The sequence below is a fragment of the Oscillatoria sp. CS-180 genome (assembly GCF_028330965.1).
GTDB lineage: Bacteria > Cyanobacteriota > Cyanobacteriia > Phormidesmidales > Phormidesmidaceae > Halomicronema.
This window is the reverse complement of sequence record NZ_JAQMUB010000021.1, coordinates 103444-118443: the sequence shown is the minus strand read 5'-3', so window position 1 is coordinate 118443 and position 15000 is coordinate 103444. Positions and strand designations below refer to the sequence as shown.

The 15000-nt window shown below is 49.9% G+C and carries 11 protein-coding genes; 1 reads left to right on the top strand and 10 read right to left on the bottom strand.

Annotated features, from left to right (window positions below):
• Window positions 1-34: 34 nt before the first annotated feature.
• The 9 genes from PN498_RS03700 to patD all read right to left on the bottom strand — a co-directional run bounded on the left by PN498_RS03700 (window position 35) and on the right by patD (window position 10078).
• Window positions 35-271, bottom strand: a complete 237-nt coding sequence (locus PN498_RS03700) for a hypothetical protein (RefSeq protein ID WP_272061328.1) — start codon at window positions 269-271, stop codon at window positions 35-37.
• A gap of 293 nt (window positions 272-564) precedes the next feature.
• Window positions 565-1461, bottom strand: a complete 897-nt coding sequence (locus tag PN498_RS03695; protein ID WP_272061327.1) for a peptidoglycan-binding protein — start codon at window positions 1459-1461, stop codon at window positions 565-567.
• Between the two features lie 89 nt (window positions 1462-1550).
• On the bottom strand, window positions 1551-3362 hold the full coding sequence (locus PN498_RS03690) for a hypothetical protein (protein ID WP_272061326.1): 1812 nt from the start codon (window positions 3360-3362) through the stop codon (window positions 1551-1553).
• A gap of 21 nt (window positions 3363-3383) precedes the next feature.
• Window positions 3384-3788 carry a type II toxin-antitoxin system VapC family toxin gene (locus PN498_RS03685; protein WP_272061325.1) on the bottom strand — a complete coding sequence of 135 codons (405 nt, stop codon included), beginning with the start codon at window positions 3786-3788 and terminating at the stop codon, window positions 3384-3386.
• Window positions 3789-3803: 15 nt separating this feature from the next.
• A complete protein-coding gene (locus PN498_RS03680) occupies window positions 3804-4082 on the bottom strand; it encodes a hypothetical protein (protein ID WP_272061324.1) in 279 nt (92 codons plus the stop codon).
• A 108-nt stretch (window positions 4083-4190) separates the two neighbouring features.
• The gene (locus tag PN498_RS03675; RefSeq protein WP_272061323.1) at window positions 4191-6677 is read right to left on the bottom strand and encodes a GH116 family glycosyl hydrolase; all 2487 of its coding nucleotides are present in this window, start codon (window positions 6675-6677) and stop codon (window positions 4191-4193) included.
• A gap of 194 nt (window positions 6678-6871) precedes the next feature.
• Window positions 6872-7654, bottom strand: coding sequence for a sulfotransferase domain-containing protein (locus tag PN498_RS03670; RefSeq protein WP_272061322.1), 783 nt, complete (start codon window positions 7652-7654; stop codon window positions 6872-6874).
• Window positions 7655-7933: 279 nt separating this feature from the next.
• On the bottom strand, window positions 7934-9415 hold the full coding sequence (gene glcD / locus PN498_RS03665) for a glycolate oxidase subunit GlcD (RefSeq protein WP_272061321.1): 1482 nt from the start codon (window positions 9413-9415) through the stop codon (window positions 7934-7936).
• A 258-nt stretch (window positions 9416-9673) separates the two neighbouring features.
• Window positions 9674-10078, bottom strand: a complete 405-nt coding sequence (patD, locus tag PN498_RS03660) for a heterocyst frequency control protein PatD (RefSeq protein ID WP_272061320.1) — start codon at window positions 10076-10078, stop codon at window positions 9674-9676.
• A 502-nt stretch (window positions 10079-10580) separates the two neighbouring features.
• On the opposite strand from patD, the gene PN498_RS03655 reads away from it, so the two are divergent.
• Entirely contained in the window at window positions 10581-12911 is a 2331-nt protein-coding gene (locus tag PN498_RS03655) for a RelA/SpoT family protein (protein ID WP_272061319.1), read from the top strand.
• A gap of 204 nt (window positions 12912-13115) precedes the next feature.
• Here the strand turns inward: PN498_RS03655 and PN498_RS03650 are convergent, their stop codons facing one another.
• Complete coding sequence (locus PN498_RS03650; protein WP_272061318.1) at window positions 13116-14012, bottom strand: hypothetical protein; 897 nt, start codon at window positions 14010-14012, stop codon at window positions 13116-13118.
• Between the last annotated feature and the right edge of the window lie 988 nt (window positions 14013-15000).

Sequence of the window (15000 nt, the reverse complement as noted above, 5' to 3'; positions counted from 1 at the left end):
GGGGCGCGGTGACCGCGCCCCTACGAAACATGGCTTACGGAATCGTGCGTTTGCGGGTCATGACGCTGATGTATTCGCCGCTGCGCCCGGTGGGCAGCGGTTCGCTCCAGGCGGTTCTGTCGCAATAGCCCAGCACGGCCAGCCGCTTCATCACGGCGGTTAGCGCGGCGTAATCGCCCAGCAAAATGTGCCGCACCGTCTCTTGATTGAAGGACGGCAGGCTGAAGGCAGAAGAGACGGGGGTCTCTTCGCCACTATTGGTCTGAAACATGACGGGTTTATCTCCGTTTTCGACAAGGAAAACGGGGAACTCTCTAGATCCCTTTTTGAAGTGGTAGGACAAGACAGTCGGAATACAATGATCCCAGTCATCTCGGCTTACCGTGCTAAGTTCGGGATGATTAGGGGATTTGAGAAGGTGCGAACTTCTCTTTTCCCCGCCCAGAATCATTCCCCGTAGAGGTCAATTTACAGGAAGTGGACGACTGGAGCAACAGTAGAGGGGAGAAGGTGGATGGGCGGATGAGAAGACAAGAAAGGCTGGCTCTCCAGCAGACTCCCAACCTAAACCAACGCCTCATAATAAAACCGAGCAATGTTGGCAATATCGTCAGCTCTATCGGTTCCGTTGATGACTCGTCGCGCGTTGACAAAGTCTTGGCTCTTCCCGGCAACAAATTCGCCCAAAGCAAAGCCTGTGAAAGTTCCTTTAATGGAACCGATGACCAAAATCTTGGCGGCTGTAGCAGGCTGAACTGCCAATTCTGGCCGATTTACCAAATCAATGTTGAGCCGTTGGCCCCAATCGGTATAGTTTCTGCGACCTGTAATTTGCACAAATCCTCGCCCCCGATACTTGGGACCATCGCCTAACTCCGTATTTCCCAAAGCTCTGGCAACCTGGCTAGGAGGATCATACGAACGAGTGAAGTAGCTCTCATCGCCAATTTCTGTCATCAAATTGCCCAGATGAGATTCGTGCTCTGCTGTCGCCAGAATGTAGGCAATTTGACCTCTATCAGAAATCTGATTAGCCGCACACTCGGCCAGGATAAGAGGAACCGTGCGTTGAGCCACGTCTCTCAGACTTGCAAGAACCGCTTTCTGAACAATGCGATCAATATCGAATCCTGGAACGTTGGGGATGGCTGCAACTTCAGGACGCGGCAGAATTTCGACTTCGCCAGGAGGCACTTTTAACAATTCAGCCCAGGTATTCTGATTCACGATGCCAGTAACGTCTAACCCCTCAGGAACGTAAATGCTGTTGGGTCCAGGTGGGCGCAACGTTTGAAATCGCTCTACCGCCGCTTTCGTAAACGGCCCAAAGCGACCATCCACTTTTGAATCGGCAGGCAGCACGCCCCATGCCTTCAACCATCGCTGTAGGACTTCTACGTCGCTCATCAATTCAGGAATCTGAATTCCATCGCCAATTTGAAGTTGAGGATACTTGTGCATAGGTCACCCCGTTTAAGTTTCGGTATTGATGATGCCTACATTTTTAGGCACAGCTATTCCGTAACAAAGGATAGGCTGATGCAGGGGCATCATAATGTATTAGAGGGCAGCGATCGCACACACTCCGCATCAATGAGCCAGTATTCCGGTGGCAGCTCTGAGGACGTTGTGGTTGAGAGATCGGCATCATCAGGTGACGTTCGTAGCACTGTACACACCTGCTTTCCTTGGCGTAGAACAATCGGGTTCTCTTCCGCTTTCAGATGCTGGATCGCAGTTTCCGCTTCCGGCTGATACTGAGTGAACCAACTGTAATGGCTCAAATCATCGGTGACAAAATCGCGGCTCTCAATCAGCCAATAGTCCACGCCGTACTTTTGAATAAACGCCTGCACGATCGCGACATCCTGACTGTACTGGGCCTCAATTAAATCGAGGGTGCGCTGGCGAAATTCTTGATAATAGCCTTGATGATAGGGTAGTCCCAGCTCGGGTGAAATGAGGGGCGATCGCTGAGCAAACACTTGCAAGTTACTCATTTCCCCAGTAGTTCCGGCAATAACCGTATCTTTAGGCGTTGTTCGCAAATAGGCATAGAGGTCCGGTAGCTTGCCCTGCTTGTTAACCGTTGTGGGAAAGCTGCTTGTTGTCTCCGAGTAGCCCAACACCACAAACACCAGCAGCGTAGCCATCATCACGCAGCAGGCAGCCTGTACTTTGCCACGAAGGGAATGGGCAGCAGCCTCGGCAATCCGCAAACAGTCGTCAATTAGCAGCAACAGCACAATACTGGCACACAGCGCAAAGATCACTCGCAGGCTGTGGTGAGTGAAGCGACTAGGTAGATGCAGACGAAACAGAAAGAGGTGGGCCAGTGCGTAAAGCCCCAGCGAGGCAATAGTCAGATTCCTAAGAATTCCTGAGTTAGCCCGAACAAACGCGATCCAGGGAAAGGTCGCATCTCGCTTCCAGAACAGGGGTAATAGCAGACCAAAGGCGAGGGTTGGCGGCGTCAGAATTGGGGTGGGGAGAATCCCGGGGCGATCGCTCAACCAAAATATTAGAGGATTGTCGTTGAAATACGGCGTGCGCCCCCCTGGCCAAAACTCCGGCATCGTGCGAGCTTCCGCTGCTGACACTAAGGGGCCAAAAGGAGAGTCCACTACTGCATAAGGAATGAGTAAGCCAAACAAAACCACCAGCCCAATGCCTGCCAGTCGCAGGGTTTTTACATCTCGACAAACCTGAATGCGTCCTGATTGAAGCGTGATCAAACTCAGCGTCAGCACGCCCATCGACAGTAATGCACAGTGAGGATAAAACAAGGGTTGCAGTATCAGGGTTGCGAGACAGGGCCAGAGCGATCGCTGGGCGAAGTACACCAGAAACGCTAGCAGTAGCACATAGACAAAAGCCCGTGGCGTCCCCGACACCACATCATCTTTCATCCAAATTGTTTGGTTGAGCAACACTGTGCTGCCAAACGCCGCCGCCGGCAGAGGCAATACCAATAGCGACAGCCGAAAGCAGTAGTGCGTTGTCAACAGTCCCAACAGAGGCGGCAAGATCTTGTTGAAGAACAGAGGATGAATGCCCAACGCCGCTGCCCCTCGATAAAGAGCCGTATAGCCAGCAGGCGCCACCGACTGAAAATAGTCCGCCATGAAGTCGTTGGGAAAGAGGGCTGGATCAACAAAGCGCAGCATCCAAAACACATGCTGGCGAGCATCATCCTGCACAATGTAGGAAGCACTAAATGCACTTTGCAGCACTAGCCATGCGTAATAGCCTGTCAGCAACAGGCTCAGGCTGTACCAGAAAATAAGTCGCGGGTCTAACCAGCTAACCGTTTGAGCTGTTAGAAATTGACGAGTTGCTGCGAAGTAGTTGGGCTGGCCCATTGAAATATTGATTCTCGGATTTTAGCGGGTTGGCGGCAACAACCTGATGAAACCCTCCTGCTCAAAGTGACGATCTGTGGTTAGTGCATTGTTCATGCCGCGCTGGTGCATCAGAATAAAGCTGACTGCATCACACAATGAATAGGTCTTGTCCTGTCGGGCAGTCAAAAGCTGCATCGCTTTTCGGTGGAGTGATTCATCAACCCAGACTGTTTCAATGTCTGGATTATCAACCAAATCAACCACAAATTCTAAGACTTTAGTCCTGGGAAATCGGCGGACCAGCGCCAGAGCAATCAGTTCAGACAATACATGGCTATGTGTCAAGAGTCTATTACCGTCACCACTCATCAATTGCACTGCCTTCTGATGCTGTGGCTCGTCTCGATGGATATAGCACAACAAGCCTGATGTATCTAGAAGCACAAATCCACTTCACTCTCAATATTCATCGGCATAAGCTTTTGCGAGATCAGCATCAATCTTTTGATTATCAGAACCCGTTGCCTGTCCTAGGCTAATTGCACCTGCGTAGCTTTTGAATTTTTGCCGTGCTTCTTCTTGTTGCCCTGAAGATAGTGTTGTGCTCTCAAGAATTACATCCTTTCCGCTAAGAACAGTCACGATCCACTCTGCTATAGATATTCCGACTGCATTGGCCTGGCGTTGCAGGTCCGCATAGACTTCATCACTGATCTCTAAAGTTAGCTGCTGACTCATCGGTATTTAGCATCTTAGGCAATGTGAAACGATTATAACTTTTCACGAGAACCGTCTTGCGATAGGTCTACTGAAATGTATTTAACTAAGCTGCACAGGGCCATAAGCCTATTGCCACTCGAACAGAACGCCATAGAGTCCCCAAATGGCGAGGGGGCGGAGGTAGTGGCAGGCACGGAAGGTGCCCAGGGCGGTGATGGCTTCGGGGGTGCGGAACTGAAGACCATAAGTGTAGATTTGACGGACGACAGCTTCGGTGATGGTGAAGGCTTCATCGGTTTTGCCCATTTGAGCGAAGAAGGCAGCTAGGCCAAAATTAATGCCCGTCCAAACTTCAAGCTGGTGAGTGCCGTCAGGGTCTTCCGGTGAGCCATCGGGGAGAACGCCGTTGGCCGCCCCGATCGCAATTCCTGGTTGCGCCGACCGGAACTGTCCTGTCTGGGAACCGATAAACTTCTGCTCCTGGGGTTTGGCCTGGGTGGCAGCGTATTCGTTGAACTTCACAAAGCAGGCATCATAGATCGCATCCAGCGCCGATCGCACAGACTCCTCTTCCACTAAATCTGGTAGACCCATGAGTCGCGCACAGAACTGCCCACACAGCTGATCTGCCATCACCACATCAGAATCACGGCCCGTCTCCAGCCGATAGTAGCGACCGTTCCACAGTTTTTTGTGATAGCGGTTGCGGCTCTGCTCCAGCCAGCGCTGATATTGGGGCAGCAGGATGGGCGTATTGCCAGGAGCACAGTCTGTCTTGATAAGGACGTTCGCGATCGCGATCGCACTCTCTAGCGCTGCCATCCACAAGCCACCACAATACGCACTGACGCCCTTGAGCTGCCAGTCATCAAACGTTTGGTCTGGAGCACCACTATTCTCAGGAATGCCGTCCCCGTCGGTATCAAAGCGCTTGAGATACTTCAGCGTCTCCGTCACCGCAGGCCAGCAGTCGGCCAAAAAGTCAACATCTCGCTCCCCTGTCAGCTTGTACGCCCGATAGACCTGAATCACAAAATCGCTGGGCAGGTCTTTCCACTGATTGCAGTCCTGATAGCTGGTGTAGTTGGTTTGCCCAAAAGGCTGCTCGTTAGGGGCACCTAAATCATGGGGCGTGGCACCCTTCAGCTTGCGTGGGGCATAGTGATTCTCTTGCCCCACGGTGTAGTAATAGCCAATGATGCGGGTGCGATCGTCCGCCGTCGGAATGGCTCTGGCAAACGCTCGAATAACGGCCTTTTCTAGCTCCGGCCACAGCAGCAGCGTGGCAAATCCACCATAGAGCCGCACATCTAGGCTTTCGTACCAGCGATAGTCAACACACTCCAGCACGGCAAACTGCCCCACCGGATCGGCATCCGTTGCCGCTGTCCACAGGGTGCCGCCGCTGGTCAAATCATACAGTTCGTTGAACAACGCCATCTTGAACCAGTCCGGCAGGTTGGACTTATCTAGAATCGGCTGTTGCCAGTCAATAACCTGCTGTCGCCACTGGTCATAGTTTTCCAGCGCAATTTTGGCGATCGCCCAAGCATGACAGCCCTCCCGTCCAAAAAAGTCCGTATATCGACGATATTCGGCAATGCCTGCGGCATACTCGGTGACGGGCAAATCCCAGGCCAGGGTCATCGGCAGCTGTCGAGTTTCCCTAGGTTGAAGCGTAAAGCGGAGCGCGATCGCACAGCCTACCTGCTCTCCCCTTGCAGCAGGCCGACCCGATGACATATTGGCCAGAGAACCATCAGTGGCGAAGGTCTTCCACAGATCGTCGCCGTCGCCTACTGGATTCCAACAGGTATGGAAGAAAAGTTCTGTGTTGGGTTGAGATAGGGTGGCGATCGCCCAAGTGCCGTCACCTTCCTGGGGCGATCGACCGGCCTGAGACCATGTCCCGTCCATCACGCAGCCAACAGCCCGCCCTGTTTGGACAAAGTGATTGCGGTTGCCCTCGCTCTGTCCAATGGCCGGAACGTAGTCATAGTAAGGGCTACCATCATCCCGCTGAAGCACTTCAGGCGACTTTTCCGTATTGGTAAACCAACCCACCATGTTTTGCCAACTCAATAAAATGCTTAGCGTAATCGGCTGGTCCGTAGGGTTATGGGCTGTCCACAAAAAGACTGCGACAGGATAGCTGGCCTCTTGATAGTTGTGTGACCAGATAGGTGAAAGTTGCTCGCAGACTAGGTTAGCGCTAAAGACGTTTTCATAGACGTACCAGCTGCGAGGATAGAGGGCGTGGTAAGTGGAGTTTGAATTTTGGGGATACCAGTTCCAGCGGTCTAGGGTATTGTCGGGGGGGACTTGGGTGCTTAGGGCGTAGGTTTGGATGCGATCGCCGTTGTCCTCAAAAATGCTGAACTGGCAGCCAGGAAATGGTTGAAAAATGTGCTCGCCGCCGTCGATGTGCCAGAGGTTGAAGTTGCCGTGGGGCGATCGGCCCAGACAGCCTGCACCAAAGCCACCTAGCGGCGCACCATGAGCCGGACCGTCATCCAGATTGCTGGCATAGCGGACAACATAGTACTCATCCCAATCTTGACCGATGGGGTGCTGCCATGCGCAGGATGGGATATTGGAGCGGATATCTGTCATGGGGATGCTGGCTTGTTCCGGGTCGATGCCTCAGTATCTCACTTCCGCTGTGATATACTCCCTGACCAAGAGGACCTTTTGTCAGTCGCTCAGCGGGACGGACTTATAGCCTTGCCCATATATTTAAGGACATTCCAAAGGGAATAGGGAGCAGGTGACAGGGAACAGAGTGCACTCGTTTCACTTGCACGTCGTTATGATGATTGCTTGTTCCAGCCAAAATCTCGTCCGCAATACTCAAATAGCCGTTCGTTGTAAGGTTTAAAGAACTCAAATAGCTCTTCTTGTAATGTCAGATCAATCTTGGCATAGCTCCCGGCATTGAAGACATCATAGGTGCCTGAATATTGAGGGAGATTGAGAAAGCGATACACCTGATTGGTCACTTTTTCGGGAGTATCAAATAAGTCTTGGCTGTGCAATATCAACACATTCTCCAAGTCAAATTGCTGCAGCCAATTCTGTAAAGAGTATACATATATGCCAGATGAAACGTAGCAGCAGCCTAACGGGTTGAGATGATCAACCGTCGGCGTAGGAGGCCGCTTTTCTCTTAAAATCGCCATCTCTCGTCTAACTATCTCAGCAAAGCTGGGCGGTTCCTCCAGTCCTCGCTTTCTCCGATTTTTCCGGTTCATCGAGTAGTGAGAATAGGCACGATCAATGGGATTTCTGAGCAGGAGGACAAGCTTGGTGTCAGGTAAAAGGGCATGGACACGATCAGGTCCTTCTGGATTGTGAAAATAGGACGGACTGGCCTCACCCGTCAATATACGGCTAGGCGCAATGAAATTCTTCAATGGAAAGTGTGTGCGATACCACCCTACATTTCGACTTTTGTAGTTTTCATGATTGAAGTAGTGAACTTCTTTCTTAAGCGAACTGATAATTTGAGGATGTTGAATCAGGTATTTATACAATGAGGTTGTGCCGCCTTTGACAACACCAATCACGAGGAAATCAGGTAATCTTCTCAAGGAACTTGTAGTTCTTCGATAGATCTGAGAGGCGTTTTGTCTCAAAAGCGATATTCGCATACGGTCATCTCTGGTTGTATGTCATCAACTCCGTTTCAAATTTTTGTATGCCCAAAACTGAATTTTCAATATCAGGTGCAGTGATGGGGTGTGCTTGACTAAAATGCATGCCGCTACGTATTTCAGAGTTCACTGAACAGCGGAGAATGTTTGCGTCTGGAGTCGGAGGGCGATCGCGACCGTCACGAGACCGTAAACCTTGCACTTAAAACCCTGCACTTAAAATCGCTCTACGTTGCTCATTTCGGGGGGAACAGACTGTCGAGCAGCCTCGCCACAGGTGCGGGGAGTGGGAAAAATCTTGGTGGGGTTAGCGAGACCTTTGGGATTCCAGCTAGCACGCACCCACTGCATGGTTTCCAGATCAGTTGCCGTAAACATGTCGGGCATGTAGCAGCGTTTGTCAGCGCCGATGCCGTGCTCACCCGAGATGCTGCCGCCCACCTTGACACAGAGCTTGAGGATATCGCCGCCTAGTTCTTCCACTTCTTCCAGCTGCCCCGGAACGGCATTGTTGTAGAGGATGAGCGGATGTAGATTACCGTCTCCAGCATGGAAAACATTCGCGACTCGATAGCCATGTTTTTCACCCAACGCTTCAATCTCTTGCAGAACGTAAGGCAGCTGAGTGCGAGGAATCACCCCATCCTGCACATAATAATCGGGACTCAGCTTGCCCATTGCCGCGAAAGCAGCCTTACGACCTTTCCAAAGTCTCAGTCGTTCCGTAGCGTCCGACGCAACGGTGACATTACGAGCACCGTTCTTTTGGCAAAGCGCAGTGATGCGATCTCGACTCGCCTCCACCTCCGCAGGTAACCCGTCAATTTCGATCAGCAGAATGGCCTCAGCATCACGGGGATAGCATTCCGTTTGAACTACATCCTCCACGGCATTCAGGCTGAAGTTGTCCATCATCTCCATTCCGGCTGGAATGATGCCCGCACTAATAACGTCTGATACGGTTGCCCCGGCAGCCTCAACGCTAGTGAAGTCAGCCAAAAGAACATTGATGGACTCAGGAGATTTGAGAATCCGTAGGGTGATTTCAGTGGCAATGCCCAACGTCCCCTCAGAGCCAACCACCAATCCCATCAGGTCATAGCCTGGTTGCTCCGCTACTGGACTGCCGATTTCTACGATTTCACCATCGGGGAGTACCAGCGTCACGCCCAGGACATGATTTGTGGTAACGCCATATTTCAAACAGTGGACGCCGCCGGAATTCTCCGCTACGTTGCCGCCCACAGAGCAAACGCTCTGACTGGAGGGATCGGGGGCATAGTAAAAACCCGCACCGCTCACAGCCTGAGTGACCCAGTTGTTGATCACCCCAGGCTGAACAACGACCCGCTGATTGTCCAAATCCACGTCTAAAATTTGCCGCATAGTAGCCGTCACAATCAGGACCGCGTCTTCTACAGGCAGAGCACCTCCCGACAGCCCGGTCCCAGCTCCCCTAGGCACAAAGGGCACGTTGAACTGGTTGCAGACCTTAATTGCTGCTGATACCTGTTCCGTCGTTCGAGGCAATACAACAACGGGCGGTCGCTGGCGATAACTAGTCAGTCCATCACATTCATACACCAGCAATTCTTCCTTCCGACGCACGACCGAATCTTTTCCGATCGCCTCTTCCAGGGCACGAATCACAGGATCCCAAGAAAGCTGAGTGGAAGATGTATTCAGTTGAGCAACCATAATTGGCAATTTTGCAGAAGAAAACAGGACTTACGCAGTTAAATCCGGCTTTAGCCCCTTAATCCTCAAATATGAGGCAGCCAGATTCAGCGTTCCCCAAAGTTAAGGGATGCAAAGGGGCCATGCGTTAGGCCTCGAAGAGAACCATTCGCTTTGCTGTTTTTATCCTATCGCGGAAGAGGCAGGAGGCAGAACACAGCAGGATAAACCAATCCTTGTCGCAGTCTGGATTCTAACGGTTCTGACAGCCCACTCCTCTTAACTGTCAGAACCGTTAGAGTCGGATTCAGAACTGATAAAAGCGTCTTGCAGACCTCGCCCAAAATCGAGCAGTGTCTTCAAACGCTCTTGCATCTGCACCTGTCGCTTTTGTTGCGTGAGGGCATTTTTGGCAGATTGGAGAAACGCCACGTCCATACCCAGCAGCCGCAGAGCACGACTGATCTCAGTTTGGTAGCCGACCAGCGCAGCCGCTGAGGGCGACAGGGCTAAAGTCGGCAGAAGTTGCTGTTGGTAGAGCTGCTGCGTGGCAAGAAATTGCTGCTGTAGCGATCGCCCATCGAGCGTTGACTTGGAAACTTCTGTTTGTAGATTGGTCAGGGCCGCGATAAACGCTGCCAGAAGGTCTTCTGCTTGCCCTGCTGGAGACTGGGGATCAGACATATGATGATTATCTCTTGAGTTTGATAGAGCGATGGTTTAGTGGAGCGATCGCTCAGTTGTTAAGCCTATTCAACCTCTTGCCTTGCCGCTACGTTTCAATCGCGGGACAGAGACACAACCGTAACCATCTCTTTGAATGTATGAACCATTGATAGATTTTCTAATGTTATCGTCTTAAGACCTTGTAACAGAGTTCCCAACTTTGTTTATAGTTATTAGATAAACCCGTAACGCTTACGAATATTTTCCTACGATATGTGTTCCGATAGGTACCCAAGATTCGACTTGATTTTGTAGCTCAACAGGCTACCAGATAGGTACTGGCTTTCGTGCTTCGCAGGTTTTATCCGCATTCTGAATTCCTGTTCCGCCGACAATTAGGAACTTGTTTGGATTGGTAAGTAACGCCCTCTATTTCGTATCACAGAATACGGTTTCATAGAGGGACTCTCGAAGCTAGCTCATGGCTAGCAACAGCGTCGTTCATTTTCGGTTTTCGACCATGCCCAACTCAACGGTTTCCCTTCCAACAGATTGTCAAGTTCCCGACTGGTTAGCAGAGTGCCTTTTAGCAGCTCCTAAAGAACTCAATGACAATGGAAATGGGAGTAACGGGCATCTCAATGGTGATAGCTACGACACGACCAACTTCACAGATTTCAATTGTTTTGATCCCGATAGCCGCATGCTTTTGTGTCGAGCCTTCGAATTTGCTTATGCATTGCATAAGGGACAAAAACGGGCCTCGGGAGAACCCTACATCTGTCATCCCATTGAGGTAGCTGGGCTTTTACGCGACTTAGGTGGTGACAGCGCTATGGTAGCGGCAGGCTTTCTGCACGACGTTGTTGAAGACACCGAAGTTACTTCAGAAGAAATTGAAAATCATTTTGGTGAGGAAGTCCGTCGTTTAGTCGAGGGGGTAACGAAGCTTTCCAAGTTCAATTTCCATAGCAAAACAGAACGTCAGGCTGAGAATTTTCGCCGCATGTTTTTGGCAATGGCTCAGGATGTTCGAGTCATCGTCGTCAAGCTAGCTGATCGCCTCCATAATATGCGAACGCTGGAGCATTTGAAGAGTGAAAAACAGCGGCGTATTGCGGCTGAAACCCTAGACATTTTTGCCCCTTTGGCAAACCGTTTGGGCATTGGGCGCTTTAAGTGGGAATTGGAGGATTTGTCCTTCAAATATCTAGAACCCGATGCCTATCAGATGATGCAAAAATATGTGGCTGGCAAGCGAACTGATCGAGAGGCTCGTCTCAAGCAGGCAGCAGCCGTGTTGCAAGATCGAATGGAGCAGGCTGGAATTAATGTTTTTGACGTGAGCAGTCGTCCGAAACATCTCTATGGCATCTACCGCAAAATGGAGCGTCAGCAAAAGGACTTTAGCGAAATTTATGACGTTGCTGCAATTCGGTTGATCGTTGAGTCTAATGAGGAATGCTATCGAGCATTGGCGATCGTGCACGACGCTTTCCGTCCCATTCCAGGTCGCTTTAAGGACTACATCGGACTGCCTAAACCCAACCGCTATCAGTCATTACACACCGTTGTTATTGGCAGCTATGGTCGTCCTATCGAGGTCCAAATCCGGACATTAGAAATGCATCAGGTGGCAGAATATGGTATTGCTGCCCATTGGAAGTATAAGGAAACGGGAGGTTCAAACATAACATCGCTGAAGGCCGATGAAGAGCGGTTCACTTGGCTGCGGCAACTGCTGGAATGGCAGAGTGATCTGAAAGATGCCCAAGAGTTTATGGACAACGTCAAGGGCAATCTTTTTGACGAAGATGTTTATGTATTCACTCCCAGCGGAGATGTCATTTCTCTAACTCGGGGGGCCACTCCCATTGATTTTGCTTATCGCATTCACACAGAAGTTGGCAACCATTGTTCTGGAGCACGAGTCAACGGGCGCATCGTTCCGCTAGACACGCCCCTCGAAAATGGCGACATCGTTGAAATTCTGACTCAAAAAAGTAGCCATCCCAGTTTGGACTGGCTGAACTATGTCGTCACGGCTGGGGCAAGAAACCGTATTCGACAGTGGTATAAGCGATCGCACCGGGAAGAAAACGTCGCTCGCGGTCGCGAAATGCTAGAGAAAGAAATGGGCAAGAGTGGTTTGGATGCCATGCTGAAGTCCGAACCAGCCCAAGCGGTTGCAGAACGATGCAACTATCCTAGTGCCGAAGATTTGCTGGCCGGATTAGGATACGGCGAAGTGACTCTTAACTTAGTCGTCAACCGCCTGCGGGAAGCTGTGAAGGCTCAGCAACCGATCGAAGCCACCGCCACTGACGAAGATTCGGAAACTTTGATCGCTGAGGCCATTACTCAGCCACCTCGTCCCGTTAATCGGCAATCTGACTCTCCAATTCTGGGCATCGAGGGTCTACTACATTACATGGCGGGGTGCTGCAATCCCTTGCCCGGAGAAGCCATTATCGGGGTTGTTTCCATGGGATCGCGAGGAATCGCTATTCATCGTCACGGCTGTCAAAACGTCGAGCGAGTACCGGGCGATCGCCTGATTCCAGTCAGTTGGAACTCCGGCGAAACAACAGCTAAGCGCTCACCCACCTATCCTGTCCAGGTTCGGATTCAGGTTATTGATCGGGTTGGTGTGCTCAAAGACATTCTGAGCCACCTCTCCGATCTGGATATCAATGTTCACAAAGCTCAAGTGAAAACCTTTCCCGGACAAACTGCCGAAATCGAGCTAGGTTTGGATGTCCGTAACCATGCTCATCTAGACCAGACCTTCACTCAGCTCCGCAAGATGACTGATGTTCTTTCCCTACAGCGGGTAAGCGAAGCCCGATAAGCAGGGCTGTCCCCACAGCATTATTCTCACCTACAAATTCAAACTTGATAGATTGCTAGTACCGCTACGCGGAATTCAAAATACCCTCCGGGAAGGGCAAAGCCCTACAAAATTCAAAACTAAGGCAGATAAGCTTTCTCAGTGTTTTGAATGGTGAGCCTATTTCTGCCGCAGTGTACTAGCTGGAGATGGCCAAAACGCTCTTTATCCTAGCCAACCATCAGCTGCATAACTGAACCATTGTTGAACGAGGAGACCCATCCCGACTATCCTCACCATCCCCATTAGGCGATTCAGTTGCGGTATGGACACAATACTCAAAATCGCCCCCAAACCGATAAAGGCATAGGGTGCTGCAAAAAAGTGTCGGGACGTGCTGTAGAGGTGCCCAGAATTCGCCAGAAAATTGATGAGAGAATGCACGCTAGAAAAAGCGATCGCATAGAGAATGGGAAACTGTCCTAAATAGTCTATCCATTGTTGTTTGGGCACAGTTGCAACTGTTTTCACCCAATTCCTGGCAAAACGCTTGAGGCCCAACAAAATACCTATAAAAACCAAAGGATGAGCAAGTAGGAGATATAGCCAAGGCTGTTTAGGCAACCCTAGTTTGAGCGCGCTGGCCTTTTGCGTTGAGGCATAGAGCAAATAGACCAATCCTAGACACAATAAGGCGGGCAAATAGAGGCCATGTAAATCTATCAGGAGCGATCGCGGAAACAATAGGAGCCAGGGACGAAAGGCTAATGTCCTGCCCCAGTCAATTTGGGCTTGAAAAGGTCTAAAAAAAGAGTCCGTCGTCCGCCAGCAATAGAAGCCATAAATGCTATAGCCTGTGATGCTACCAGCGCCGATAGTGACAGCCAGAGCCAGTGCTCTTTTGGGCAACTTATTAACTTTAATCCCATAGCCACTGGAGGAATTAACGGTCAGATATTGAAGACAGAATAAGGTTACTAAGGTGAAGGCGATCGCAAACAGAGATTGAATTAAACTAGGCCGTGTCAAGTTCAGCAGCACCGTTAAGACAAACAAGATACTGTAGCCCAAAAAGGCTTTAGCATTTGATTTTGAGTGTGCAGCATCTAACTGACAAACCACACTTAGAAACAAAATGCTGAACAAGCTAAACACGCTTTCTGTATAACCAATGCTGTAAAAAATTGAATTCGGGCCTAGAGCATATAGAAAAAAACATAGAAAAGCTATTCTCTTATTTCGCAAAATTTGTTCAAAAACAAAGAGGATAATTGGCAAGGTGACAAGAAAAATCACCTCAGAGAAGAGATTGGCAAGCCGAATAGCCTGCGTCAAATTCTGAGCCATTCCCGCAGTTTGAATTAACTGAGGCCAGAGGGGATAAAAAGCGGTACAAGAAGGTATCAGCGAGAGCTGAGCATAAATACTGGTATCCCAATACTGAAAATGATCAGGGGAGCGCGCCACCCAATACTTTAGCCAAGCCTGATGCGAAATCAAAAAAACACAACACGGTATCAAGAGAGAAAAAAGTGCTACTAAGAAAACCTTTTTACAAAAGTTAGCGTCAATTATTGTGCGCACCTTAGCTGTTGTCATCGGTTATCTGTGTCTTCTACGGATTATCTTTCACAGTTTCAATGATTCGTCCCACAGCATTGATAAAACCAAACAGCCTCGTCAAACCGATGGACCTCGACTAAATTAGTAATAAGCGACATAAAATGCTTGCTTTGCTCTCAAAAGGTAATATTTAGATGTCAAGGCTTAGAGAATACATCAATCTAGACTTTTTGTTCTACCAACTCTAAAGTTGACGCTAAAAGCCGCAATAAACTTTTGCAGAAAAAATCTCGGTCAATCCCTGAATTGGAAGATCTCTAAGTTAGAGAAAAATTGTTACTCTTATCCGGATATCTCGATGCCGAAATGTGTGCTTGATCAGATTTTCAGCGCAATATCGAACAATTAACGAGAGCTTTGCTGTTGAAAAGAAAGTTATTCGATCACATATCCATTCGGATTTCTGGAAAAGTATACTCCGCAGTTGTAGTTGAACTAGATAAACAGTAGTTAAGGCGAAACAGACGGATGGTTAGGGGATTATGGT